Annotated in this window: 26 protein-coding genes; 16 read left to right on the top strand and 10 right to left on the bottom strand. The window is 60.2% G+C overall.

All coding sequences use genetic code 11. From position 1 onward, the window contains the following. Nucleotides 1-103: 103 nt before the first annotated feature. Nucleotides 104-736 carry an efflux system transcriptional repressor EmhR gene (gene emhR, locus MO767_RS20400; protein ID WP_282481976.1) on the top strand — a complete coding sequence of 211 codons (633 nt, stop codon included), beginning with the start codon at nt 104-106 and terminating at the stop codon, nt 734-736. 217 nt (nt 737-953) lie between these two features. On the opposite strand, the gene MO767_RS20395 is transcribed toward emhR, so the two are convergent. From MO767_RS20395 to MO767_RS20385, 3 genes are read right to left on the bottom strand one after another with little or no spacing between them, the layout of a single operon-like run. Further along, nucleotides 954-2,003 (bottom strand): alkene reductase, encoded by a 1,050-nt coding sequence (locus MO767_RS20395; RefSeq protein WP_282481975.1) that lies wholly within the window; start codon nt 2,001-2,003, stop codon nt 954-956. A gap of 21 nt (nt 2,004-2,024) precedes the next feature. Then, the gene (locus MO767_RS20390) at nt 2,025-3,191 is read right to left on the bottom strand and encodes an MFS transporter (protein WP_282481974.1); all 1,167 of its coding nucleotides are present in this window, start codon (nt 3,189-3,191) and stop codon (nt 2,025-2,027) included. Between the two features lie 34 nt (nt 3,192-3,225). Beyond that, entirely contained in the window at nt 3,226-3,528 is a 303-nt protein-coding gene (locus tag MO767_RS20385) for a helix-turn-helix transcriptional regulator (protein WP_282481973.1), read from the bottom strand. A gap of 170 nt (nt 3,529-3,698) precedes the next feature. Between MO767_RS20385 and MO767_RS20380 the strand changes: the two genes are divergently transcribed. Beyond that, nucleotides 3,699-4,268, top strand: a complete 570-nt coding sequence (locus tag MO767_RS20380) for an ACP phosphodiesterase (protein WP_282481972.1) — start codon at nt 3,699-3,701, stop codon at nt 4,266-4,268. A 46-nt stretch (nt 4,269-4,314) separates the two neighbouring features. Here the strand turns inward: MO767_RS20380 and MO767_RS20375 are convergent, their stop codons facing one another. Both MO767_RS20375 and olsB read right to left on the bottom strand, forming a co-directional pair. Further along, nucleotides 4,315-5,109, bottom strand: a complete 795-nt coding sequence (locus tag MO767_RS20375; RefSeq protein ID WP_282481971.1) for a lysophospholipid acyltransferase family protein — start codon at nt 5,107-5,109, stop codon at nt 4,315-4,317. Beyond that, nucleotides 5,109-5,864 (bottom strand): L-ornithine N(alpha)-acyltransferase, encoded by a 756-nt coding sequence (gene olsB / locus MO767_RS20370; protein WP_149629023.1) that lies wholly within the window; start codon nt 5,862-5,864, stop codon nt 5,109-5,111. The genes MO767_RS20375 and olsB overlap by 1 nt, the downstream gene beginning before the upstream one ends. A gap of 154 nt (nt 5,865-6,018) precedes the next feature. Between olsB and MO767_RS20365 the strand changes: the two genes are divergently transcribed. From MO767_RS20365 to MO767_RS20345, 5 genes are all read left to right on the top strand, one after another. Continuing rightward, on the top strand, nt 6,019-6,906 hold the full coding sequence (locus tag MO767_RS20365; protein ID WP_282481970.1) for an acyl-CoA dehydrogenase family protein: 888 nt from the start codon (nt 6,019-6,021) through the stop codon (nt 6,904-6,906). A 158-nt stretch (nt 6,907-7,064) separates the two neighbouring features. Beyond that, complete coding sequence (locus tag MO767_RS20360) at nt 7,065-8,159, top strand: serine hydrolase (RefSeq protein WP_282481969.1); 1,095 nt, start codon at nt 7,065-7,067, stop codon at nt 8,157-8,159. Then, nucleotides 8,156-8,485 (top strand): amidase, encoded by a 330-nt coding sequence (locus MO767_RS20355; protein ID WP_282481968.1) that lies wholly within the window; start codon nt 8,156-8,158, stop codon nt 8,483-8,485. The genes MO767_RS20360 and MO767_RS20355 overlap by 4 nt, the downstream gene beginning before the upstream one ends. Before the next feature lie 208 nt (nt 8,486-8,693). Continuing rightward, the gene (locus MO767_RS20350) at nt 8,694-9,284 is read left to right on the top strand and encodes a YceI family protein (RefSeq protein ID WP_282481967.1); all 591 of its coding nucleotides are present in this window, start codon (nt 8,694-8,696) and stop codon (nt 9,282-9,284) included. Between the two features lies 1 nt (nt 9,285). Continuing rightward, nucleotides 9,286-10,443: a phosphatidylserine/phosphatidylglycerophosphate/cardiolipin synthase family protein gene (locus MO767_RS20345; protein WP_282481966.1), complete on the top strand. Its 1,158-nt coding sequence runs from the start codon at nt 9,286-9,288 to the stop codon at nt 10,441-10,443. A 130-nt stretch (nt 10,444-10,573) separates the two neighbouring features. Here MO767_RS20345 and bglX read toward each other — a convergent pair whose 3' ends face one another. After that, nucleotides 10,574-12,865 (bottom strand): beta-glucosidase BglX, encoded by a 2,292-nt coding sequence (gene bglX / locus MO767_RS20340; protein ID WP_282481965.1) that lies wholly within the window; start codon nt 12,863-12,865, stop codon nt 10,574-10,576. Between the two features lie 236 nt (nt 12,866-13,101). Here bglX and MO767_RS20335 point away from each other — a divergent pair, with 236 nt between their 5' ends. The 4 genes from MO767_RS20335 (at nt 13,102) to MO767_RS20320 (ending at nt 16,667) form a co-directional block, all read left to right on the top strand. Further along, nucleotides 13,102-13,713 carry a LemA family protein gene (locus MO767_RS20335; protein WP_033058913.1) on the top strand — a complete coding sequence of 204 codons (612 nt, stop codon included), beginning with the start codon at nt 13,102-13,104 and terminating at the stop codon, nt 13,711-13,713. A 43-nt stretch (nt 13,714-13,756) separates the two neighbouring features. Further along, the gene (locus MO767_RS20330) at nt 13,757-14,509 is read left to right on the top strand and encodes a TPM domain-containing protein (RefSeq protein WP_282481964.1); all 753 of its coding nucleotides are present in this window, start codon (nt 13,757-13,759) and stop codon (nt 14,507-14,509) included. A gap of 43 nt (nt 14,510-14,552) precedes the next feature. Next, entirely contained in the window at nt 14,553-15,170 is a 618-nt protein-coding gene (locus MO767_RS20325) for a TPM domain-containing protein (protein WP_282481963.1), read from the top strand. Nucleotides 15,171-15,440: 270 nt separating this feature from the next. Further along, nucleotides 15,441-16,667 (top strand): SAM-dependent methyltransferase, encoded by a 1,227-nt coding sequence (locus tag MO767_RS20320; protein WP_282481962.1) that lies wholly within the window; start codon nt 15,441-15,443, stop codon nt 16,665-16,667. On the opposite strand, the gene MO767_RS20315 is transcribed toward MO767_RS20320, so the two are convergent. Beyond that, nucleotides 16,657-17,571, bottom strand: a complete 915-nt coding sequence (locus tag MO767_RS20315) for a DMT family transporter (protein ID WP_282481961.1) — start codon at nt 17,569-17,571, stop codon at nt 16,657-16,659. The two genes, MO767_RS20320 and MO767_RS20315, sit on opposite strands and share 11 nt — an antisense overlap. 216 nt (nt 17,572-17,787) lie before the next feature. Between MO767_RS20315 and MO767_RS20310 the strand changes: the two genes are divergently transcribed. From MO767_RS20310 to MO767_RS20300, 3 genes are read left to right on the top strand one after another with little or no spacing between them, the layout of a single operon-like run. Then, the gene (locus MO767_RS20310; protein ID WP_008152949.1) at nt 17,788-18,369 is read left to right on the top strand and encodes a DJ-1/PfpI family protein; all 582 of its coding nucleotides are present in this window, start codon (nt 17,788-17,790) and stop codon (nt 18,367-18,369) included. A 14-nt stretch (nt 18,370-18,383) separates the two neighbouring features. Continuing rightward, entirely contained in the window at nt 18,384-18,689 is a 306-nt protein-coding gene (locus tag MO767_RS20305; protein WP_008025707.1) for a ribbon-helix-helix domain-containing protein, read from the top strand. Nucleotides 18,690-18,746: 57 nt separating this feature from the next. Continuing rightward, nucleotides 18,747-19,091 carry a YegP family protein gene (locus tag MO767_RS20300; protein WP_282481960.1) on the top strand — a complete coding sequence of 115 codons (345 nt, stop codon included), beginning with the start codon at nt 18,747-18,749 and terminating at the stop codon, nt 19,089-19,091. Between the two features lie 71 nt (nt 19,092-19,162). Here MO767_RS20300 and MO767_RS20295 read toward each other — a convergent pair whose 3' ends face one another. Continuing rightward, a complete protein-coding gene (locus MO767_RS20295; protein WP_282481959.1) occupies nt 19,163-20,182 on the bottom strand; it encodes a DUF4917 family protein in 1,020 nt (339 codons plus the stop codon). 156 nt (nt 20,183-20,338) lie between these two features. Between MO767_RS20295 and yiaY the strand changes: the two genes are divergently transcribed. Further along, nucleotides 20,339-21,487, top strand: coding sequence for an L-threonine dehydrogenase (yiaY, locus tag MO767_RS20290; protein ID WP_282481958.1), 1,149 nt, complete (start codon nt 20,339-20,341; stop codon nt 21,485-21,487). Here the strand turns inward: yiaY and MO767_RS20285 are convergent. Beyond that, entirely contained in the window at nt 21,484-22,650 is a 1,167-nt protein-coding gene (locus tag MO767_RS20285) for an MFS transporter (protein ID WP_282481957.1), read from the bottom strand. The genes yiaY and MO767_RS20285 overlap by 4 nt on opposite strands. Before the next feature lie 21 nt (nt 22,651-22,671). After that, a complete protein-coding gene (locus MO767_RS20280) occupies nt 22,672-23,907 on the bottom strand; it encodes an aminotransferase class I/II-fold pyridoxal phosphate-dependent enzyme (protein WP_282481956.1) in 1,236 nt (411 codons plus the stop codon). A gap of 239 nt (nt 23,908-24,146) precedes the next feature. Here MO767_RS20280 and MO767_RS20275 point away from each other — a divergent pair, with 239 nt between their 5' ends. Then, nucleotides 24,147-25,055 carry a LysR family transcriptional regulator gene (locus MO767_RS20275; protein WP_282481955.1) on the top strand — a complete coding sequence of 303 codons (909 nt, stop codon included), beginning with the start codon at nt 24,147-24,149 and terminating at the stop codon, nt 25,053-25,055. Nucleotides 25,056-25,148 lie beyond the last annotated feature (93 nt).

Here is a 25,148-nt window from a genome sequence, read left to right as displayed (position 1 = left end):
GTTCGAATTGTAGGCCGGGGACGACGCCCGAGAGCGCTCGCCCCACTTTTATTCAGCGGATGTTCAGACATCGCTGAAGCATCCTGATTGAGGTTGTACTGCCATGGTCCGTCGTACCAAAGAGGAAGCTCAAGAAACCCGCAGCCAGATACTGGAAGCGGCAGAAAAAGCCTTTTACGAAAGGGGCGTGGCGCGCACGACACTGGCGGATATCGCTACCCTGGCCGGGGTCACGCGCGGGGCCATCTACTGGCATTTCAGCAACAAGGCGGATCTGGTGCAGGCCATGCTTGATACCTTGCATGAACCGCTGGATGAAATGGCCAGGGCCAGTGAGAGCGAAGATGAACTCGACCCCTTGGGCTGCATGCGCAAACTGCTGATTCATTTGTTTCATCAAGTTGCTCTGGACCCGAAAACCCGACGCATCAATGAGATTCTGTTTCATAAGTGCGAATTCACCGATGAAATGTGCGACCTGCGCCAGCAGCGCCGAGAGGTCAGCCTTGATTGCAATGTGCGGATCGCCCTGGCCCTGAGTAATGCGGTCAATCGGGGGCAGTTGCCGGAAGACCTCGACACTGCGCGAGCGGCCATCAGCATTCATGCTTATATCGATGGCATCCTGTATCAGTGGCTGTTGGCGCCCGACAGCTTTGAACTGCACATCGACGCCGAGCGTTTGGTTGATACAGGGTTGGACATGCTGCGCTTGAGCCCCAGCCTGCGCAAATGAAACAAAATGCGTAATTGGATCCGGTTGTATCAACATTTGAGGCGGATGAGAATCACCCTGACGCTCGCCTGATTGCAATGGGGTGCTTTTATATACGTACGCTCGCCAGGTTGATAGGTAGTGAGCTACCTGATTTGTAGGGATTTTGTGAGTAACCCGGTTGCAAAAAAGCCCCGGCTCTTTCGAGTCGGGGCTTTTGCATTTCAAGGGGGGACGCTTACAACACCGGGTAGTCGATGTAACCAACCGCGCCCTTGGAATAAAACAGCTCAGGACGTGGCTCATTCAACGGTGCATCGGCCTTCAAGCGTGCCGGCAGGTCCGGGTTAGCAATGAATGGCACGCCGAAAGCGACTGCATCAGCCTTGCCGCTGGCCAGCCAGGCGTTGGCACTGTCCTTGGTGAAGCGTTCGTTGACGATGTACGGGCCGCCGAACGCTTCTTTCAATTGTGGACCCAGGCTGTCGCCATCTTCTTTCTCGCGGGAGCAGATGAAGGCGATGCCACGTTTGCCCAGTTCGCGAGCCACGTAGGTGAAGGTCTCGGACAGGTTGTCGTCACCCATGTCGTGGGAATCAGCGCGCGGTGCCAGGTGCACACCCACGCGGCCCGCGCCCCAGACTTCAATCGCTGCGTCGGTCACTTCCAGCAACAGGCGAGCACGGTTCTCCAGGGAGCCGCCGTAGTTGTCGGTGCGCTGGTTGGTGCTGCTTTGCAGAAACTGGTCGAGCAGGTAACCGTTGGCGCCGTGGATTTCCACGCCGTCGAAACCGGCCGCCTTGGCGTTCTCGGCACCCACGCGGTAGGCGTCTACGATGTCGGCGATCTCAGCGGTTTCCAGAGCGCGCGGGGTTGGGTAGTCGGCCAAAGGACGGACCAGGCTGACATGACCTTTTGGCTGAATGGCGCTGGGTGCGACCGGCGCTTCACCGCCCAGGTACGACTCGTGGGAAACCCGGCCGACGTGCCACAGTTGCAGGAAGATTTTGCCGCCTGCGCCGTGGATAGCTTTGGTTACGTTGCTCCAGCCACGTACTTGATCGTTGGACCAGATACCCGGGGTGTCCGGGTAGCCGACGCCCATCGGCGTGACCGAAGTGGCCTCGCTGAGGATCAGGCCGGCGGAGGCGCGTTGTACGTAGTACTCGGCCATCAACGCGTTTGGCACGCGGCCTTCGTCGGCGCGGCAGCGGGTCAGCGGCGCCATGATGATGCGGTTGGCCAACTCGAGGTCGCCCAGTTTGATCGGATCGAAAATAGTCGTCATGAAATAGCTCTCTTGTAGAGATCAGTTGGTAGCAGGGGCCAGTTCGGGATTGCCGCTCTGACGGAAAGTAATCAGGGTCACCAGCAGGGCGAGTACCGCCAGTGCGGCTGCCGCGAGAGGAACGCTGGTCAAGCCGAAACCGTGGGCGATGACGCTGCCACCGACCCAGGCACCCAGTGCGTTGCCGATATTGAAAGCGCCGATGTTCAGGGTCGACACCAGGTTCGGTGCGGCGTTGCCGTAGGTCACCACGTTCACTTGCAGGGCGGGCACTGCGGCAAAGCACGCGGTGGCCCAGAGGAACAGGGTGATTTCGGTCGGAATCAGCGCAACGCTGGTCCAGGTCAGTACGGTCGAGATCACGGCCATCGAGATAAAGACGCCGATCAACGTTGCGGCCATGCCTTTGTCAGCCAGCTTGCCGCCGATGATGTTGCCGACCGTCAGGCCCAGGCCGATGAGCATCAGGGTCCAGGTCACGCCTTTGGGCGAGACGCCGGTGACATCGCCAAGCAGCGGGGCGACGTAGGTGAACAGGGTGAAGACGGAAGCCGCGAACAACGCGGTCATGCTCAACGACAGCCAGATCCCGGCGCCTTTGAGGGCGCGCAGTTCTGCGCGCATGTCGAGTTTCTCTTCATCACGCTTGGCCGGCAGGAAGCGGATCAGGCCGATCAGCGCGATTACACCAATCACGGTCACCGCCCAGAAGGTCGAACGCCAGCCGGCTTCCTGACCGAGCGCGGTGCCCAGCGGAACGCCGAGCACGTTGGCCAGGGTCAGGCCGGTGAACATCAATGCCACGGCCGAAGCGCGCTTGTTCGCCGGAACCAGGCACGCTGCTACCACTGAGCCAATGCCGAAGAACGCACCGTGGCAGAGGGCGGTCACCACACGGGCAAACATCAGCACGTTGTAGTCGGTAGCCATTGCACAGAGCAGGTTGCCGACGATGAAAATGCCCATCAACGCTACCAAAGCGGCTTTGCGCGGCAGTCTGGCGGTGGCCAGTGCCATGAACGGCGCACCGATGGCTACGCCCAGGGCGTAACCGGTCACCAGCCAGCCGGCGCCGGGAATCGACACCCCCAGGTCCGCCGCCACATCGGGCAACAAGCCCATGATGACGAACTCGGTGGTGCCGATGGCGAAGGCGCTCAAGGCCAGAATGAGTAGCGAGAGGGGCATTGTTGATTCCTTATCGGCGTACTGACGTAAAGGGTCAGAGCTCTTTGCTGAAGGTTTTGAGGAATTCCTGAATGGTTTCCTCATTGCGCTTGAAAAAATGCCACTGGCCGACTTTGCGGCTGCTGATCAGGCCGGCGCGTTGCAGGGTTGCCAGGTGTGCAGACACCGTGGACTGCGACAAACCACAACGTTGATCGATCTGCCCGGCGCAGACGCCGTGCTCGTTGCTGTGGGACTGGTCGGGGAATTCGACGGTCGGGTCTTTGAGCCAGTGCAGGATTTCTCGCCGTACTGGGTGTGCCAGGGCTTTTATTATTTCGTCGAGGTCGATGGTCATGGTTTGGGCTCGTGATGAGTAAAACGCTATATCGCGATGGGGCGAACTTTAAATCGGTATTTCGCGATATACCAATATGATTTTGGTCTGACGACCGAGTAATTCGGTATATCGAGTTATAACGATATTGTGGGTGTAACGATACAAAGGCGCAGTGCTAAGCTGCGCGCATGAACTATCTCGCACATCTGCACCTCGGTGGTCAGCGCCCCGGTCAATTGCTCGGCAGTCTTTATGGCGATTTCGTCAAAGGGCGGCTGCAAGGGCAGTTCGATCCGGAGATCGAAGCGGCCATCCAGCTGCATCGCAGCATCGATGTCTTTACCGACCGCCATCCGTTGGTGGACGTTTCGTTGTCACGGTTTTCCCTGACCCGCCGGCGTTACGCCGGGATCGTGCTCGACGTGTTTTTCGACCATTGCCTGGCCCGGGACTGGACGCTTTACGCCGACCAACCGCTGGAGCAATTCACTTCAGGCGTGTATCGGGTGCTGTCCACCGAGGCGCAATTGCCGGAACGGCTGGCGCAGATCGCGCCGCACATGGTCGCCAATGACTGGTTGGGTTCCTATCGCGAATTTGCGGTGCTTGAGCAGGTGCTGCGGGGGATTTCACGGCGGCTGACGCGGCCCGAGGAACTGGCCGCAGCGATGCGGGAATTGCGGGTGTTGTATGAGCCGTTGAGCGATGACTTTCGGTTGTTCTATCCGCAGCTTCAGGATTTCGCCAAAAACCGCTGACACCCATCTCTGTAGGAGCAAGCTTTGCTCCTACAGAAAAGCGGGGTCAGGCGGCGATGAGTTCGCCAGTACGCCGTGGTTCCGCCGGTTTGGCCACTTCGCCAAACAACGCCTTCTGCACCGCCTGCTGCGCCTCGAACGCCAGTGCTGCACGTTCGCGACCTTCACACGCGATCGGCTTGAGCAAATGAATCTCCACCTCACCCCGATCATGGGCAAACAAGCGCATCAGGTGCGAGAGCAAATCATCATCGCCAATGAACGGCGCCAGCGAGTCGAGCTTCCCGTCGCGCAGATAACGAATCGCCACCGGCTGCAACTTCACTTCCGAGTCGATCGCCGCAGACAGCAATCGACCGTGGAAAGTGCGCAACGAACGGCCATCGGTGGTGGTGCCTTCCGGGAACATCAGCAGCGGATGTTCCTGCTCCAGATGACGGGTCATCTGTTTGCGAATCAACTGGCTGTCGCCCGATCCTCGGCGAATGAACAAGCTGCCGGCCTTGGCCGCCAACCAGCCCGCCACCGGCCAGGTGCGCACTTCGGCCTTGGACAGGAACGACAGCGGCGTGAGCATGCCCAGCAGCGGAATATCGGTCCAGGACACATGGTTGCTGACCCACAGCATCGGCGCTTTCGGCAATTGACCGTGCACGGTCACGCGAAAGGGCAGGGCGTTGCTCAAGCGCGCCATGAAGAACCGCGACCAGCGTTGGCGGCGGACCATCGAATGAGCAATCCCCAAACGCTCGAACAGTCCGAACACTCCGGCCATGCTCAACCCCAGCGCCACCACCACCAGCACTCGCGCAATTCGCGCGTATACCCGTAACCGACTCATCACACGGCCGCCTTGAAGTGTTTGGCATAACGCGGGCAGAGTTCGTCGCGCTTGAGCAGGATGAACACGTCGGCGACCTGGAAGTCTTCGTCCCAGCACGGCTCGCCGCAGATCTTCGCGCCAAGACGCATATAGGCCTTGAGCAGCGGCGGCATTTCGGCGATGACGTTGGACGGGATGTCGAGGCTCGGCAGCGGTTTTTTCGGTTCGGCCCGCAGGTGTTCGGTGCACAGGTAGCGTTCGCGCAGGCGCTGCATGATTGCGTGGGCCTGAATGCCGCCGTCCTGCATCGGGATGCTCGCGCAACCCATCAAATAGCTGTAGCCGCCCTGGTTCAGCACTTCGGCCAGTTCGCCCCAAAGTACGGCGATGGTGCCGCCGTTGCGGTAGGCGGGGTCGACGCAGGTGCGGCCGATTTCCAGAATCGGGCCTTTCAGATGGAGCAGGCCGTGCAAGCTGAATTCTTCTTCGCTGTAGAACTTGCCCAGGCTGCTGGCGGCCGTATGGTCGAGCAAACGGGTGGTCGCCACCAGACGCCCGGTGTTCAAGTCCCGTACACCGATGTGGGCGCAGTGAACATCATAGTCATCCATGTCCAGACCCAGCTCTGCGCCTTTCAGCTTTGCGTTGAACTCGCCGCTGAACACGTTGAAGCGCAAGGCCTGGGCTTCCTGCAAGGCCTCGGCGCCCACCAGGCGTTCGGCTTGCAGGCGGCGTTCATTGCCGGTGTCGCTGATGCGGGCGATCTGAGTCATTGCGAATCTCCATACGGGCCGGTCACCCGTCTTGGGTTGCAGCCGATCGACTTTCTTTATGCGGCCGTGTTGTGCAAAGTCAGGCTATGTAGCCCCGGTGTCATCGCCATGAAGCTTTGGTGATGCTTATATGACAGCCCACGAGGAGCCTCTTATGCCCTGGCAAAACCTGCTGCGCCGCCGCGATCGTCTGCCCGCCAACCCGGACCTGGGCGAGGGGTTCGCGACCTTGTTGCACCAGTTGGGCAACGTCACGCCGTTCGAACTGGCGGTGGCTGGCGGGCGTTTGATGTCGACGCCGGGGCTGGCGTTTCTGGTGGGCTATCAGGCGGCGTTGCGCATGCTCTGGCCGAGCGCGCCGCTGAGCCTCGGCGCCTTGTGCGCGACCGAACAGCGCAGCCTGAAGGTGGCGGATATGCAGACCCGTCTGCACGATTTGCGTCTGAGCGGGCGCAAGGATTTTGTCACCGCAGGCGATGCCGCCGATTGGCTGCTGATTGCTGCTCGCAGTGAAGCCCCCGACGAAAAACCGCGCCTGAGCCTGGCGGTGGTCTATCCCGATGAACCGGGCGTGCGTCTGGAAAAGCTACCGGCGATCCCGTTGATGCCAGACATCAGCCATGGCCGGCTGTTTCTCGATAACGCTCAGTGCGAACTGCTGGCGGGGGATGGCTGGGATGCTTACATCAAACCGTTTCGCACCCTTGAAGACATTTACGTTCTGAGCGCCATGACCGCCTGGCTGTACGGCATCGGTCAGGACAGCGACTGGCCGCAAGGCTTGCAACTGCGTTTGCTGGCGCTGCTGGCCGGGTGTGCGGAAGTCAGCCGGCAGGCGCCGAATAATCCGTCCGGGCATGTGTTGCTTGGTGGCTTGTTCGCGCAGTTCGATGGGCTCAAGGCTGAGGTGACTCAGGCATTGGCCGATGGCCCGCAGCATTGGGGCGCGATGTGGCAGCGCGATCAGGGTGTGATGGATTTGGCGACGGGTGCGCGGGGGAAGCGATTGGCCAAGGCGCTCACGGGATCTTCGCTGGATTGACTGGCCCCTTCGCGAGCAAGCCCGCTCTCGCAGGAGGAATGCATTTCAAAATGTGGGAGCGAGCCTGCTCGTGAAGGCGGCCTCAAGAACAATGCAAACTCAAAAACTGTCATCAACCGCGACTAGGCTCAGCAGGTCCACCCCTCCGAGCCCTCACCATGTCCAAAGGCTTGTCCCTGGTTTTTATGCTCCTGCTCAGCCTCACGGCCCACGCCGAATATTGGCCTGCCGAGCAATGGTCAACCGGTCCGACAGTCAGCGGGCCGGCGCTTCAAGCGCTGGAGACTTACGCCTTCCCACCCCGTGATGAGGCCACCCGAAAAGGTATCCGCACCGATGCCTTGCTGGTGATCCGCGACGGCCAGTTGATCTACGAACGCTACGCCGGCCCGACCACCGCTGACACCCTGCACCTGTCCTGGTCCATCAGCAAAAGCTTGATGGCCACGGTCCTCGGCGTGGCCTATGGCGAAGGCCTGTTCAAGCTCCAGGACCCGGCGCTGAAGTTTTATCCACCGCTGGAAAAACACCCGATGATGACCATGGCCGACCTGCTGCATTGGGCCTCGGGCCTGGACTGGCAGGAAGACTATGAATACGCACCGTTGAAATCCTCGGTGGTCGCGATGCTCTACACCCGTGGTCACCCGGACATGGCCGCGTTCACCGCCGATCACGGTGAATACGCCAAACCCGGTCAGGCATTCCGTTACTCCAGCGGTGACAGCAATTTGTTGTCCGCCGCGCTGAAAACCATCGTCGGCCCGACCCGCTATCCGGACTATCCATGGACTGCTCTGTTCGAACCCTTGGGGATTCGCCACGCCGTCTGGGAAAGCGATGCCACGGGAACCTTCGTCGCTTCGTCCTATGCCTATCTCACCGCCCGGGATCTCGCGCGAGTCGGTCTGTTGATGGCCCGCAACGGTCGTTGGGGCGAGCGGCAATTGCTGCCCAAGGACTGGATTGCTTTCAACCGCGAACCGTTCGCCCACTATCAAGCCCATCAGGACGACGCCGTCCCCGGCGGCCATTGGTGGCTCAATCGAGCTGCGGATGGCGCGGCAAAACCCTGGCCCGATGCACCCGCCGACACCTTCTCCGCGCTGGGCCATTGGGGTCAGGCAATGTACGTGATTCCCGGCGAAAACCTGGTGATCGTGCGCTACGGCGATGACCGTGACGGCAGCTATCAGCACAACGATTTGCTCAAACTCGCGCTCAAGGCATTTGCCGCGAAGGTGCAGCCATGAACCGTCGCAGCTTTGTTCGTCGCCGACCGTTCAGCACGCTGTTGTTGATCCTGTTGATCGCCTTGCTCGGCTGGATCTGGCAGGAGCGCGTGGCGCTGTGGGCGTTCCCGGACATCATCAGCGCCTACACCGCGAAGGAGTATTGTTCGTGTCGTTACGTGATGAACAACCCGACCGAGTACTGCCACGGCTATTTAAAGCAGTGGCTGCCGACCAGTGGCTTTACTGATGACACGGCCAGCAAGCGCGTTACCGTCAGCGGCATGGGCCGCAGCAACAGCGCCGTGTGGGTCGGCGAACGCCAGGGCTGCCGCTTGAATCCCTGAGCACCACTGTCCTTGTAGCAGCTGGCGAAGCCTGCGTTCGGCTGCGCAGCAGTCGTGAAATCAGACACCGCGGTGTGTCTGGAGAATCTTGCATGCAGGATTTACGACTGCTTGGCAGCCGAACGCAGCCTTTGGCAGCTGCTACAAGTTTGCAATTGGCTCACGGGCGGTTAAGGTTCGTTCAGGTTTATCTGCCCCACGAGTCTCTATGTTCAACCGCTTCCTCTGCCAAACCCTCGCTTTCCTGTTATTGGGCGGCACCGCCCTGTCGGCGCATGCCGATTGGTATCTGGATGGCGAGTCCTCGCGGCTGTCGTTCATCAGCACCAAAAACACCAACATTTCCGAAGTGCAGCGCTTTCTGTTGCTGCACGGCAAGGTCAGCCCCAAAGGCCTGGCCGAGGTGGAAGTCGAGATGGACTCGGTCAACAGTGGCATCCCGCTGCGCGATGAGCGCATGCGCAAGGACCTGTTCGAGATCCAGACTTTCCCCGAAACACTGATCACCGCGCAGATTGACCTACGCCCGATCAACGATCTGGCGCCCGGCGCGCAACTTGAATTGCGCCTGCCGCTGGCCGTCAACCTCCATGGTAAACAACACGAATACACCGCCGAACTGCTGGCAACCCGTCTCGATGACCGGCGTTTCCAGGTGGTGACCCTCGAACCGCTGATCATCAATGCCGCGGATTTCGACCTGGCCCCCGGCCTGGAAAGTTTGCGCAAGATCGCCGTTTTGTCGGCCATCAGTCTGTCGGTGCCGGTGGGTGCGGTACTGATTTTCACGGCGCGCTGACATGGCCGGCGCGATTTTTCCCTGGCGTGAAGGCAACCGTTTTGAGCTGTTGATCGACGGTCCGCAGTTTTTTCCACGGATGCTGGTCGCGATTGCTCGCGCCGAAGAACAGGTCGAGCTGGAGCTGTACCTGGTGGAGGCGGGTGCCTGTGCCGAGGCGATGGTTCAGGCGTTGGTTCAGGCCGCCGAACGTGGTGTGCGCGTGCGCTGCCTGTTCGATGATTACGGTAGCCTCGCGTTCACCCTGACCCTGCGCCGGCGATTGATGGCGGCGGGTGTGGAGCTGCGTTTCTACAATCGCCTGAGCTGGCGGCGCTGGGTGGGCAACTTCTACCGCGATCACCGCAAGCTGTTGCTGGTCGATCAGAGCATGGCCGTGGTGGGCGGCACCGGGGTGACGGATGAATTCTGGACGCCGGGTGAAGACACCAGCGAATGGCACGAAGTGATGGTGGAAATCACCGGCCCTTTGGTCATCGACTGGCAGTTGCTGTTCGACCGCCAATGGATCGCCAACCGGTATCGGCGCGCCTGGAAACCCGCTTCGCATTTTGGCTTGCCGCGTCTGCCACGCGTGCCGTCCATGGGCGAGGGCATGGGCCGGGTCGCCTATGCCGACGCCCGCCAACACCGGGACATCCTGCAATCGTTGATTCGCGCGTTGAACAGCGGCCAGCGGCGGATCTGGCTGGCGACGCCGTATTTCCTGCCGACCTGGAAAGTCCGTCGTTCATTGCGCCGGGCTGCCGCCCGAGGCGTTGACGTGCGCCTGCTGCTGACCGGGCCACGCACTGATCACCCGTCGGTGCGCTACGCCGGGCATCGCTACTACCCGCGATTGCTCAAGGCCGGGGTGAAAGTCTTCGAATACCAGCCGTGTTTCCTGCATTTGAAAATGGTCTTGATCGACGACTGGGTGAGCATCGGCTCGTGCAATTTCGATCACTGGAATTTGCGCTTCAACCTGGAAGCCAACCTTGAGGCGCTGGACCCTGGACTGACGCGGGCGGTGGCGGCGAGTTTCGAGAGGGACTTTGCGCAGAGCCAAGAGGTGAGCCTGGAGGCATGGCAACGCCGGCCGCTGTGGCGGCGGGTGAAGCAAAGGATTTGGGGATGGGTGGATCGGCTGGTGGTGAATCTGCTGGATCGACGGGGATAGTCGCCACACCAAATACCACTGTGGGAGCGGGCTTGCTCGCGATGAGGTCATAACATCCAACATCTCTGTTGACTGTTACACCGCCATCGCGAGCAAGCTCGCTCCCACAGGTTTCGCAGTGTTTGGACGGTTACAGCAACTCGAAACTCTGCTGCGTCACGTCCTGTGAATCCAGGCCGATCTGCACGTTGAACTTGCCGGGTTCTGCCGCGTACTTAAGCTGGGCGTTGAAGAACTTCAGGTCGTCCTCGGTGATGGTGAAGTGCACGACTTTCTGTTCGCCGGCCTTGAGCGTGATTTTCTGGAAGTTCTTCAGTTCCTTGAGCGGACGGATCATCGAGCCGGTCACGTCCTGGATGTACAACTGCACCACGGTTTCGCCGTCACGCTTGCCGGTGTTTTTCACCATGACGCTGGCGTCGAGCTTGCCGGTTTTGTTCAGTGTGGTCGACGACAGCGCCATGTCGCTCAGGCTGAAATCGGTGTAGCTCAGGCCGAAACCGAACGGGAACAGGGGCCCTGTGGTGTCATCGAAATACTGCGAGGTGTAGTTGCCCGGTTTGCCCGGCGTGAACGGCCGGCCGATGCTCAGGTGGTTGTAGTAGGTCGGAATCTGGCCTACCGATCGCGGGAAGGTGATTGGCAATTTACCCGACGGGTTGTAGTCGCCGAACAGTACGTCGGCGATGGCGTTGCCGCCTTCGGTGCCGCTGAACCATGTTTCCAGAATCGCGTCGGCCTGTTCCTTCTCTTCGAGAATCGACAGCGGACGGCCGTTCATCAGCACCAGCACCAGCGGTTTGCCGGTGGCCTTCAGGGCCTTGATCAAATCGCGCTGGTTGGCCGGGATGTTCAGGTCGGTGCGGCTCGACGATTCGTGGGACATGCCACGGGACTCGCCCACCGCTGCCACCACCACATCGGCATCCTTGGCGGCTTTCACGGCTTCGTCGATCAGTACTTGGGCCGAACGCGGATCGTCCACCACTTCCGGTGCGTCGAAGTTGAGGAAGTTCAGGTAATCCAGCACCTTCTTGTCGCTAGTGATGTTGGCGCCGCGAGCGTAGATCAGCGTCGATTGCGCGCCCAGTGCGTTGGTCATGCCGTCGAGCAGCGTCACCGATTGCGCCGGTTTGCCGGCGGCGGCCCAGCTGCCCATCATGTCGATCGGTGCCTTGGCCAGCGGGCCGACCAAGGCGATTTTCGCGGTTTTCTTCAGCGGCAGGGTTTCGCCCTGGTTCTTCAGCAACACCATGCTGCGGCGCGCGACGTCACGGGCTTCGGTGCGGTGCAGACGGCTTTCGGCGTAAGTGTCGGCCGGATCATCCTCAGCCTTGCCGATGCGCAGGTACGGGTCCTTGAACAGGCCCATGTCGTACTTGGCGGCGAGCACTTCACGCACGGCGTTGTCGATGTCGCTTTGCTGGATCTCACCCGCCTTCAACAGCCCCGGCAGCTCTTTACCGTAGAGGGTGTCGTTCATGCTCATGTCGATGCCGGCCTTGATCGCCAGCTTCGCGGCTTCGCGACCGTCACGGGCGACGCCGTGTTTGATCAGCTCGAAAATCGCCCCGTGGTCGCTGACGGCCAGGCCCTTGAAGCCCCATTGCTTGCGCAACAGGTCGTTCATCAGCCAGGTGTTGGCGGTGGCTGGCACGCCGTTGATCGAGTTCAGCGCAACCATCACCCCGCCAGCACCGGCGTCGATGGCGGCGCGGTATGGTGGCAGGTAGTCCTGGAACATCTTGACCGGGCTCATGTCGACGACGTTGTAGTCGCGACCGCCCTCGACCGCGCCGTACAGGGCAAAGTGCTTGACGCTGGCCATGATGCTGTCGGCCGCGTTCGCGCCCGTGCCCTGGAAGGCTTTGACCATGACGCCGGCGATGCGCGACACCAGGTACGTGTCTTCGCCGAAGCCTTCGGAAGTCCGACCCCAGCGCGGATCACGGGAGATGTCGACCATCGGTGCGAAGGTGATGTCGAGGCTGTCCGCCGCGGCTTCCTTGGCGGCGATGCGCCCGGACAGGCCGATGGCGTCCATGTCCCAACTCGAGGCCAAGGCTATCGGGATCGGGAAAATGGTGCGGTGGCCGTGGATCACGTCATAGGCGAAGAACATCGGGATCTTCAACCGGCTGCGCATGGCCGCATCCTGCATCGGACGGTTTTCCGGGCGGGTGATCGAGTTGAACGTGCCACCGATGTTGCCGGCCGCGATTTCCTTGCGGATCAGCTCCCGAGGCATTTCCGGGCCGATGCTGATCAGGCGCAACTGGCCGATTTTTTCATCGAGGGTCATCTGCTTCATCAGGTTGCTGATGAACGCGTCCTTGTTTTCCAGAGGTGCGGGCGTCGTGGCGGCCAATACGTTATGACTGGCCAGGCTGACGAACAGGCCCAGCAAACACAGCTTCTTCATGAATAGTTTTCTCAAAAGCCTAAACGGCAGTGAATACGCGCCGGTCAGCCAAAATTTAGGGAGCGACTATTGTTGTTCAAGTAAATGCAGCACACTTCTGCGTGTTTTCGCGCTGGGGCATCTTTTAGCCCATTGGCTCGATGCAATCCAGTGGTGGCCGCAGATTATGCCCCAAGAGCCGGGTTCAAAGTTCGCAGGTTGTTTTTCAACGGAATGTGCAAGGGAGCGTCAACCAGATGAATGTACGACACCACTATCGGTCGAGCCTGCAGGTTGCAGCCTTGATGTTGCTGACCACACTGCTGGCCGGCTGCGGCATCAACACGATCCCGACCCTCGACGAACAGGCCAAGGCCGCCTGGGGCCAGGTGCAGAACCAGTACCAGCGCCGTGCCGACCTGATTCCCAACCTGGTGGAAACCGTCAAGGGCTACGCCAAGCACGAAGAAGAAACCCTGACCGCCGTGATTGAAGCCCGGGCCAAGGCCACATCGATCCAGGTCGATGCCAAGACTCTGGATAACCCGGAAAAACTCAAACAGTTCCAGCAGGCCCAGGATCAACTGACCGGTGCCTTGAGCCGTCTGATGGTGGTGTCCGAGCGTTACCCGGACCTCAAGGCCAACCAGAACTTCCTGGCTCTGCAATCGCAACTTGAAGGCACCGAGAACCGCATTGCCGTGGCGCGTAGGGACTTCATCCTCGCCGTGCAGAAATACAACACGGAAATCCGTACGTTCCCCGGTCGCCTGTGGCACTCCGTGATGTACAGCGATTTGCCGATCCGCGAAACCTTTGAGGCCACCAGCCCCGATGCGGAAAAAGCGCCGCAAGTGAAGTTCCAGTAAGCGCCGGGACGGGTTTAAAGCGTCACCACGGATGAGGTTGCCCATGCGCGTGTTGAAAATTGGCCTGGTGCTGTTGCTCTGGGTGTTTGCCCTGACGGCCCAGGCTGCGTTGAAGTTTCCGGAACTGACCGGGCGGGTGGTCGATAACGCCCAGATGATCGAGCCTGCGGTGCGTGAGCAGCTGACGCAACAGCTTCAGGCCCATGAAAAAGCCACCGGCGAGCAGCTGGTGGTGGTCACGTTGCCGAATTTGCAGGGCACCGACATTGCGGACTTCGGTTATCAACTGGGGCGCTACTGGGGCATTGGCCAGAAGGACAAGAACACTGGCGCGCTGCTGATCGTTGCGCGTGACGATCGCAAGCTGCGGATTGAAGTCGGTTATGGCCTGGAAGATCGGCTGACCGATGCGCAAAGCTCGGTGATCATCAATCAGGTGATCACCCCGGCGTTCAAAACCGGCAACTTCAGCAAGGGCATCAGCGACGGGGTCGCGGCAATGCTCGTGGTGCTGGGCGGCAATCCGCTGGATGAGCCGTCCACGGTGTATGACTCCGGCGGCAATCAGGAAAGCGACTTCGTCTCACGGCATCCGGGGATCTTCGTGTTTCTGGTGATGCTGTTCATCCTGACGATTTTCGTCTGCCAGATGCTCGGGATCCTGCCCAGCGGCGGCGGCCGAGGCGGTTCTAGCGGCGGTTTCGGCGGTGGAGGTTTTGGTGGCGGCGGTGGAGGCGGGGGCTTCAGCGGTGGCGGGGGCAGTTTCGGGGGCGGTGGTTCCTCGGGCGGCTGGTGATAACACTGCAGTTAATAACAATAGCGAACGGGCATTGGTGAACATGGCTTTATTGACTGAACACGAACAACGCAAAGTTGCCGAGGCGATTGCCCGTGTCGAGCGCGACACCGACGCCGAACTGGTGACTGTGCTCGCGGCCCGCGCCGACGACTACGCGTACATCCCGCTGCTCTGGGCCAGCCTGCTGGCGCTGGTGGTGCCGGGTATCGTGCATTACCTCACGGGCTGGCTGACCCTGCACAGTCTGTTGCTGGTGCAATGGATCAGTTTCATCGTGCTGTGCCTGGTGTTCCGGATTCCGAAAATCACCACGCGCCTGATTCCGCGCTCGGTGCGCCACTGGCGTGCATCCAATCTGGCGCGTCGGCAGTTTCTGGAACAAAACCTGCACCACACGGTGGGCAGCACCGGCATGCTGATCTTTGTCTGCGAAGCCGAGCGCTATGTGGAAATCCTGGTGGATGAAGGGATTTCCAAACGGCTGGACAACAAGAACTGGGATGGGATTGTTGCGACGTTTACTGAGCAGGTGAAGCAGGGGCAGACGTTGCAAGGGTTTGTGACGTGTGTGGAGGCGTGTGGCGAGTTGCTCAAGGTGCATGTGCCGGTGACGCATGTGCGGAATGAATTGCCGAATCGCTTGGTGGTTTTAGGCTGAGCTTACGCTCCGGATTTGACACACATCATTGTGGCGAGGGGACTTGTCCCCGTTGGGTCGCGAAGCGGCCCCATTCGATTCATCGGTTAGACCGAGTTCTCAGGTTTTACGACTGCTTCGCAGCCGCACGGGGACAAGTCCCCTCGCCACAGGGAACTCTGCTTGCCTCACGATTCGCACCGTTCGGTAAATAACTGCGTGTTCCTGACGGCCTTCGCCCCTAAAATACCCGCCATTCCCCGATCCGCACCGCCCGAGGCCGTTTTTCCCATGTCTGTCACCGCCACTCCCGCCAGCCTCGCGCCGGATCATCACGCCCAGTTCATCGACCTGCTGCAATCCAGCCTTGACCAGAACGCCTTCATCAAACTGGTGCTGGCCAAGTACGTCGGTACTGAAGTGGACTTGCAGCGGCTGATCATCAAGCAACTGACAGTCAAGGATCAGCCCTGCCTGTCCTTCGTCTACCGCTACAAAACCCGCGACATCACCAAGAATTTGCCGATTGCCGAGGGTGTAGCGACCATCGCCGAACTCTTACCGGCATCGTTCAAAAATGCGCATTTGCTGTCGCTGACGGATGAAGCCCAGCTGGAATACAGCAAAAAGGGCAAGTCTTCGCTGTTCAAGAGCAAACCTCAGCAATTGCGTGAGGTGCCGTCCGCTGAGCATAACCGCGAGAAGAACCGCTTTCTCGACCTGAGCCGGCCGTTCCTGGCCGACCTTGGTGTGACGAACAGCAAGCACGAGCTGATCCCGGCGATGTCGCGCAAGTGGAAGCAGATCAACAAGTTCATCGAGGTCTTCAGCCACGCGCTGACCACCTCGCCACTGGCGTTGGACAAGCCGGTTCAGGTGGCGGACTTCGGCTCGGGCAAGGGTTACCTGACGTTCGCGATCCATGACTATCTGCGCAACACCTTGAAGGCCGAAGGCGTGGTGACCGGCGTCGAGTTGCGCGAAGAAATGGTCAATCTGTGCAACGCTGCGGCTGCAAAGCTGGAGCATCCGGGGCTGGTGTTCAAGTGCGGTGATGTGCGCAGTGTGGCGCCGAGCGAGCTGGACGTGATGATCGCGCTGCATGCCTGCGACATCGCCACCGACTACGCGATCCACACCGGCATTCGCTCCGGCGCCTCGATCATCATGTGCTCGCCGTGCTGCCACAAGCAGATCCGCCTGCAAATCCAGAGCCCGGCGCTGCTCAAGCCGATGCTGCAATACGGTCTGCATCTGGGCCAGCAAGCGGAAATGGTCACCGACAGTTTGCGTGCGTTGTTCCTGGAAGCCTGCGGTTACGAGACCAAGGTGTTCGAGTTCATCTCACTGGACCACACCAACAAGAACAAGATGATCCTGGCGGTCAAACGTGCCGAGCCGGTTGATCCGGCCCAGCTGTTGGTGAAGATTCAGGAACTGAAGGATTTCTATCACATCAGTGAACATTGCCTCGAAACGCTGCTACAGGCCGATGGTCTGCTGGTTGCTAAGGCTTGACCTGAATCCCTGCCGGTAACGTGCCCGGTTGCGCCGGGCGCACGGCCGTCTTGCGTCCCAACATCACGGTCACGATCACTCCGGCGGCAAACAGCCAGGTGATCGGCTCAATGTGTTCGCCGAAGAACAGTGCCGAAAAAGCGATGGTGAAGAAGATCTGTAGCAATTGGATCTGACTGACCCGGGCAATGCCGCCCATCGCCAGCCCGGCGTACCAGGCAAAGAAACCGATGAACTGCGAAAACAGCGAGACGTAACCGAAGGCCCACCAGGTCTTGGCCGAAATCTCGCCCTGATGTTGCAGCGCCAGGTACACCACCGGCCCGATCAGCAACGGCGTCGACAGCACCAACGCCCAGCAGATCACCTGCCAACCGCCCATCTCCTTGGCCAATCGGCCGCCCTCGGCGTACCCCAAGCCGCCCACGGCAATCGCGCCGAGCATCAGCAAATCACCGGCCTGAATGCTGCCGGCACCGCTGATCAGCGCATAACCCAGCACCAGCGCACTGCCCAGCGCGGCGCAGGCCCAGAAGGCTTTCGACGGTCGTTCGTGGGACAACCACGCGGCGTACAGCGCCACGCACAACGGCTGTAAGCCGTTGACCAGCGCACCGTGAGACGCCGGCAAGGTTTGCATGGCCCAGGCCGACAACACGGGGAAGCCGAGGATCACCCCGGCGATCACCAGGGTCAGGCCTTTGACCTGCTTCCAGGTCGGCCACTTCTCCCGGCGCCAGAGCAACAGCAACGCCGCCGGAACCGCCGCGAACAGCGCACGGCCTAGGCCGTTGAGCAGTGGATGGAGTTCCTGCACGACGATCCGTGTGAAGGGCAGGGTGAGGCTGAAGATCACAACGCCGAGCAGGCCGAGGGCCATGCCGGTGTTTTCGCGCGAGGACATGATGGCAACCAGAATCTAGGGTGGCGGGAAGAGTCTTCATCTAGCCACAAACTGTGCAGGCTGCTCTGTTACAGCTAGGCGCAGAGTTATCCGTACAGTTGCGAGTAATGCTCCTACAGGGGATTGGCGTAGTAGTCGGGTATTACCTGTCATGCTGATTAAGGACTACCTTGAATACTCCTGCAGGCCCACGTATTTCCCAGAGGAGTCCTCCCCATGGCGGCTAAAAAAATTCTGATGCTGGTCGGCGATTACGTCGAAGACTACGAAGTGATGGTGCCGTTTCAGGCGCTGCTGATGGTTGGCCACACGGTGCATGCCGTTTGCCCGGACAAAACCGCCGGTCAGACCGTACGCACGGCGATCCATGACTTCGAAGGCGACCAGACCTACAGCGAAAAACCCGGTCACCTGTTTGCCCTGAACTTCGACTTCGCCAAGGTCAAGTCCGAGGACTACGACGCCCTGCTGGTGCCGGGTGGTCGTGCGCCGGAATACCTGCGCCTGAACGAAAAAGTCCTGGAACTGGTGCGCGCGTTCGACAAGGCCGGCAAACCGATCGCCGCGGTGTGTCACGGTGCTCAATTGCTGGCGGCCGCGGGGATTCTCGAAGGTCGCGAGTGCAGCGCCTACCCGGCCTGCGCCCCGGAAGTGCGCTTGGCGGGCGGTACGTTCATCGATATTCCGGTGACGGAAGGCCACGTACAAGGCAATCTGGCCACTGCGCCAGCCTGGCCGGCGCACCCGAGCTGGCTTGCCGGTTTCCTCGGGTTGCTGGGCACCAAAATCACGCTGTAACGAGGGACCTTTCCATGTGCGAGCTCTACGTCAAAGCCGATCCGATTCTCTACGAATCGCGCTCCCGCTCGCTACGCATCTGCGGGGTGGTCACCACCCTGCGGCTGGAGAATCAGTTCTGGGACATCCTCAGCGAAATCGCCGAGGTCGACGGCATGACCACCAACCAGTTGATCGCCAAGCTGTATGAAGAGGTGATGGACTACCGCGGCGAGGTGGTGAATTTCGCCTCGTTTTTGCGGGTAAGTTGTACGCGGTACCTGAGTCAGCGACGGGTGCAGGCGCCGGAGTTATCGGTGGTGCGTGCGGTGGTGAAGTAGGGCAGGTTGGTCTTTACTCTGAAGCGCGAAACCACTCAATTGCCAAGGAGAAAGAGCATGTCTGGATGGTATGAAGTGAGCAAAAGCAGCAATGGTCAGTTCAAATTTGTACTGAAGGCCGCCAACGCGGAAACCATTCTGACCAGCGAGCTGTACACCACCCGCGCTGCCGCCGACAAAGGCATCGTGTCGGTTCAGAGCAACAGCCCGAAGGATGAACGCTACGAGAAGAAAGCCACCAAGGATGGCCATCCTTACTTCAACCTCAAGGCAGGTAACCACGAGATCATCGGTAGCAGCGAGGCTTACACCTCCGCTGCCGCGCTGGAGAAAGGCATCGCCAGCGTAAAAGCCAACGGGCGGACCACGGTGATCAAGGACAAGACCTTGCCGGTGCTCTGAATCCACCATTCAAGTCCAATACAAATCCCCTGTGTGCGGGCTTGCCCGCGAAGGCGTCAGCCGCGTCGCTGCTAAACTTCGACTGGAACCGTAAGCTTCGGGCTACCCAACGCATGCGTCTTCGAATCAAAAAACCGCAACTCACTCCCGGTTCCTTCAAACACCTTCGCGTAATGCCGCTTCTGGTGCTGAACGAACGCCTTGCTGCGCGGATAAATCGAGATCGCCACCCTTTGCGGTTTCGCCTGGCGCAAGGCGTGGATGATGTGGCTGTCCTGCTCACCCAGGGCATGACCGAACAGGCACAACCCGTCGCCATGACTGAGTAGCTGGTCGTAGCAGAACGACAGATAGTCTGAGCTGCGAATGGTTTTAAGCTTGTCCTGCGCCGGACCTTCATTGACGAACAGCGGCACGTCGTCGAGGGTCTTGATCGTGTTGTTGATCGCGAAGCTGCCGAGCAGCGTGCCCTCGGTCGACATCAGTTTGCGCGCCGTGCCGTCCTGATTCCGTACCAGATGCAGCCCGCCATGCAGGTAAAGCAACCGGGTTTTATCGGTCGCCGTGGCGCTCAAATCGAAGCTCGGCTCTGCACCCTGAAACAGGTCGCTGATCGCATCAGGCTGGTGCTGGATCGCCCAGTAGCTGAGCAGATCGTAGTTGGTTGTGAACACAGTCCGGTAACGGCCCAATTCCTGATTGATCGCCGCCAGCGTCGAAGGCACCACCAGCCGCCACGGGATGTGCACCGCGTGCACGGTGTTGATCAGCGCTTCCTTGATCGCGTAGTAACGATTGCGCGGTGCGGCGGAACTCACGGCCAAGGCCTTGTTGACCCGGCTGGTGGTTTTCAGTGCGCTGAGCACCTGCTCGAAGCTGCGCGTCTGCATGGCATCAAACACGCTCAACTCGGACTGGCTCAGGGGTTTTTCTTCTACGGTACGGGCGTTTTCGAACAGCGAGTCGTAGCCGAAATCGTCCCACACGGCGCGACTGGCGCCGTTACCCACCAGCAGGCCGCTGAACGAGGCGGTGGCGCGCAAGGCGTTCCAGTCTTCAAGTTGGGCATCAACATCCTGGAAATCGGTCATTGCGTTCAAAGTCTCAAAGCAGAGGGTCTGATGGGGCGGCGACTTTATCACGACCAAGACTTGAGCCAGATCAAGTTACTTCATGACCGATAGGTCGATTCTGTGAGCCCCGCCAGATCGGCGCTGCCGATTCGGCTTCAATCAGGAGACTCGCTCATGAGCAGCACGTTTTTCATCCCCGCCGTAAACATCATGGGCATCGGTTGCCTCGACGAAGCCATGGACGCCATTGGCAAGTACGGTTTTCGCAAGGCGCTGATCGTCACCGACGCCGGGCTGGCCAAGGCGGGCGTAGCGAAGATGATCGCCGAGAAACTGGCGATGCAGGACATCGATTCGGTGATTTTCGACGGCGCCAAGCCTAACCCGAGCATCGCCAACGTCGAGAGCGGTCTGGGTCTGCTGAAAGAAACCCGCTGTGACTTCGTGGTGTCCCTGGGCGGCGGTTCGCCTCATGACTGCGCCAAAGGCATCGCGTTATGCGCGACCAACGGTGGGCAGATTCGCGATTACGAAGGCGTCGATCAATCCACCCAGCCGCAACTGCCGCTGATCGCCATCAACACCACCGCCGGCACCGCCAGCGAGATGACCCGTTTCTGCATCATCACCGACGAATCCCGTCACGTGAAAATGGCCATTGTCGATCGCAACGTCACGCCGCTGCTGTCGGTCAACGACCCGGCGCTGATGGTCGCCATGCCCAAGGGCCTGACGGCTGCCACTGGCATGGATGCGTTGACCCACGCCATCGAAGCCTACGTTTCCACGGCGGCCAATCCGATCACCGATGCCTGCGCACTGAAGGCGATCACGTTGATCAGCAACAACCTGCGCCTGGCCGTCCGCGACGGCAGTGACATGGCCGCGCGGGAAAACATGGCGTACGCGCAGTTCCTCGCCGGCATGGCGTTCAATAACGCATCCCTGGGTTTTGTCCACGCCATGGCTCACCAATTGGGCGGGTTCTACGACTTGCCTCATGGTGTGTGCAACGCGGTCCTGCTGCCCCACGTACAAAGCTTCAACGCTCTGGTTTGCGCCGATCGCCTTACCGATGTCGCCCTTGCGATGGGCGCCGATGTTCACGGTCTCACCCCGGAAGCGGGCGCCCAGGCGGCCATCGTGGCGATCCGCAGCCTGTCCAAAGACGTGGACATTCCCGCCGGTTTGCGTGAGCTCGGCGCCAAGCTCAACGACATCCCGATCCTCGCCACCAATGCCTTGAAAGATGCGTGCGGCCTGACCAATCCTCGCGTGGCGGATCAGCGCCAGATCGAGGAGATTTTCCGCAGCGCGTTTTAGGAGGTTTTGCGACCGGGCGCGAGCATCAAGCAAAGCATCGCGCCCAACGCCAGCAAGGTACACAACAGCGACAACGGCCATGCTTGTGGGCTCGCGATCAAACTGGCGATCCCGCCGATAACCGCGGCCATCAGTTGATGAATGAAACCGCTCAACGCCATCGCATACGCACCGCCGACCGGCGAACCGTCATTGGCCAGGGACAGGCTGATCGGATAAGTCAAAGACTGGCCGAAAACCGCCACGCAATAGGGCAACCAGAACAGCAGCGCCACTGAAGTGCCCGCCAAACTCCCCAGCAACATCACCGCGCTGCCGGCCAGCACCAGCCCCACACCCGCCGTCATCAACCCGCGTTGACCGGTGCGAAGTACAAAGCTATTGACCGCCAAAGCCCCCAGAAAATAGGCCGCGCTGATCGGCCAGCCCAACACCCCGTATTCCACGGCCGACCAGTTGAACGGTCCTTGCAGAATCAGCGGCGCTGCGGTGTTGAACGCGACAATCACCCCGTACCCAAGGCCGCCGGTGAGGGCCGGCAACAGAAAGGCGCGATGACGCAAAATGCGCCAGTAACTCGGCCAGGCGGATGACGGGGCATTCTCCTCGGCCAGCACCGGGAACGTAACCCGAGCCACGACCAGCCCCATCATCAGACTCACAGCACCCAACAGGTAGAAAATCGTTGGCCAGCCCAGCGCCACCTGGATGATCGACCCCAGGTATTGGCCGATCCCCAGCGCCACCACAAAGGAAATCGAAATCCAGGACAACGCCTTGGCCAGCAGCTCGCCGCGGAAACTGTCGCGGATCAGCACCCGGGCCATAACCGAAATGCCGCTGGCGCCAATGCCTTGAACCAGTCGAAACGCCAGGAACGATTCAAGCGTCTGGCTCAGGGGCAGGGCCAGATTGCCCAACCCGTAGATGCCCAGCGCAGCGAGCAGCACCGGTTTGCGGCCGATGCGCTGGCCCAGGCTGCCCCAGAACAACATCGGCAGCGCCATGCCGATCAGATACACCGCCAGCCCCCAGGAAACCTGCGAGGCGTCGGCGGACAGGTCCCGGGCAATCTCCGGCAGCGCCGGCAGGTAAATGCTCATGCCCAACTGGGCGAGGAAAACCGTGCTGCAAGTGACGAGGAGGGTGGTGGTGCTCTTCATTGAATCTTCCCTGGTTTCAGTTCAACAGCCGATGTCCCGGCCTCGAGTGCGTAAAAACCCGGTGATGAGTTCACAAAAGTGGCGGATCAGCGTCGGCTCCATGTCGGCGCGCAGGGTGATTCTGATGGCTGCCTTGCCTTGTGCGACCACCGGAAAAAACACGGCCGAGGTGAAGAAACCGTGATTGGCCAGTTCCATGGCGATGCTGTTGGCCAGCGCTGCTTCGCCGCATTTGACCAGTCGAATCGCCATGTTGCTGTTGTGTTGATCGGTTCGTATGAGGCTGTCAAAGAGCTGGATATTAGCCTGAAGTTTTTCCTGCAACGCGGCAAATTCCGGCGTGCGATGAAGCTGGATGGATGCTCTGCCTGCGCCAATGGCTGCACTGTTCAGGCTTTGCGACCAATTGCTGGGGCCGCCGTAACGTGCAATGAGCTTCTTCTGCCGTTCATTGCCCAGCATTACCAGACCACCGCTGGCGCCAAACGACTTGGCCAGCGAGGCGACGATCAGGCAGTCATCCCCCAGGGCGTGCATCCTGGGGCGCACGAGGCCTGCGCCTAATGTTCCGACGGCGGACAGCGCGTGGGAATCGTCCAGATAGAGAAACAACCCATAGCGGTCCTTCAGGTACAAAAGGCTGTCCATGTCCGCGACCCCGCCCATGCTGTAGGCGCCGTCCGCGACATACGCGACGGAACGGTGTTGCTGGCACTGCTTCTCGAGAAAATCCATGTCGTTATGAGGACAGGTCACGACCGTTGTTTCATCCGCGCAGGCGGCTTTGAGGTGATTCATCGAGTAATGCGCCAACCGGTCAAAGACCATCACGGGAGGGCGGTTTTCCGTAAACACGCCGCTAGCCAGCAAGGGCAGAATCCCGGCACTCGCCGCACTGCACGACAGGGCGCTCAGGCAACTGGCGCCGAACAACTCGGACAGTTCGGTTTCATACTGTTCCAGAATTGCCAGCTTGCAGCGGTTCTTTGAATTGGCGACGCGCAGGGTGCCGGCTTCCCACAGTGTGTTTATGGCGCCGTCGAGAATGTCGGGATGGTGATCCAGGCCCAGGTACGACGTCGTGCAGAAATGATGAAACGCGCGCCCGTGCTGATCGAGCATCCGGTTGGCACTTTTGATTTCGACGTTAAGCCCCGAAATGTTCCCGGCTTCGGCGCTCTCCCAATCGTGATCGGCCAACGCGATGACTTTGCGGTAGTTGGTGTAGCGGTTTGCCGCCTGTGCTGTCTGGTCCATATGAAAATGACTTTCCTTGAGTGAAACGATCCATGGAATTGTTGCAGTTCGTGTGTGTTTCCAGACTTTACAGAGCGCGGCGGAGGCTTTGAATCGGCTGTTTCCGGTACGGCTGAGTGTTACAAGAGATTTATGTGTAGGGCGATGCCTCGTGATGTTGTGGGCAATTTGCTTTGCCGAGTCGCGTAGAAACCGGGCTATCCTGCCGACTCAGTCGAACAGAAGTCATCGAGCCCTCCATGCTGGAAAAAAGCCTGATCCGCCGCCTCGACCTGATCACTCTCCAGCTGTTTGTCGCCGTTCATGAGGAGGGCACGCTGACCCGTGCCGCCGCGCGTGAAGCCATCGCCGTGTCGGCGGCCAGCAAGCGGCTGATGGAGCTGGAAGTAGCGCTGGGCATCAGCCTGTTCGTGCGCCAGGCCAAGGGCATGACCCTGACGCCGGCCGGTGAAACCTTGTTGCACCACGCTCGGCAGATGCTGTTCAACGTCGAGAAAATGGGGCTCGAACTGGGCGAGCACAGCCACGGTGTGCGCGGCTATGTGCGGATGCTCGCCAACCTGTCGGCGATCATCCAGTTTCTGCCCGAAGACCTGCGGGACTTTTCCGAGCGTCATCCTCAGGTCAAGACCGACCTCGAAGAACGCCCCAGCAGCGGGGTGATTCAGGGCGTGCTGGATGGCGTGGCGGACCTTGGGATCTGCTCCAGTGACAGCGACGTCAAAGGTCTGCACAGCGTGCTTTATCGACAGGACAAACTGGTGGTGTTGATGCTGCCCGATCATCCGTTGGCGAGTCGTTCCAGCCTGGCTTTCGCCGATACGCTGGGCAGCGATTACGTCGGTCTGCACTCTGCCAGTTCGATCAATATGCGTACCCACGCGGCCGCACGCGAGGCCGGCGAAGTGCTGCGGCTGCGGATTCATGTACCGGGTTTCGATGCCATGTGCCGGATGGTCCAGGCCAATATGGGCATCGGCATCCTGCCGCAAAAGGCCTATGAACTGTTTGGCCAGGCATTGGGCTTGCACGCGGTGCCGTTGACGGATGACTGGTCGGATCGCGCGTTGGTGCTGGTGGTGCGCGATGAAGCGGCGCTGTCACCGGTGAGCCGGATGTTGTTCGAGCATTTGCGTGGGGTGATCTGATTATTCTCGATTGGGTGGACTGGCCCCATCGCGAGCAAGCTCGCTCCCACAGTTGATCTGCGGCGTACACAAAACCCCTGTGGGAGCGAGCAT

This window comes from Pseudomonas sp. UYIF39 (assembly GCF_029963765.1).
Taxonomy (GTDB): Bacteria; Pseudomonadota; Gammaproteobacteria; order Pseudomonadales; family Pseudomonadaceae; genus Aquipseudomonas.
The sequence above is the reverse complement of the archived record's forward strand: the minus strand, read 5'-3'. Positions and strand labels throughout refer to the sequence as shown.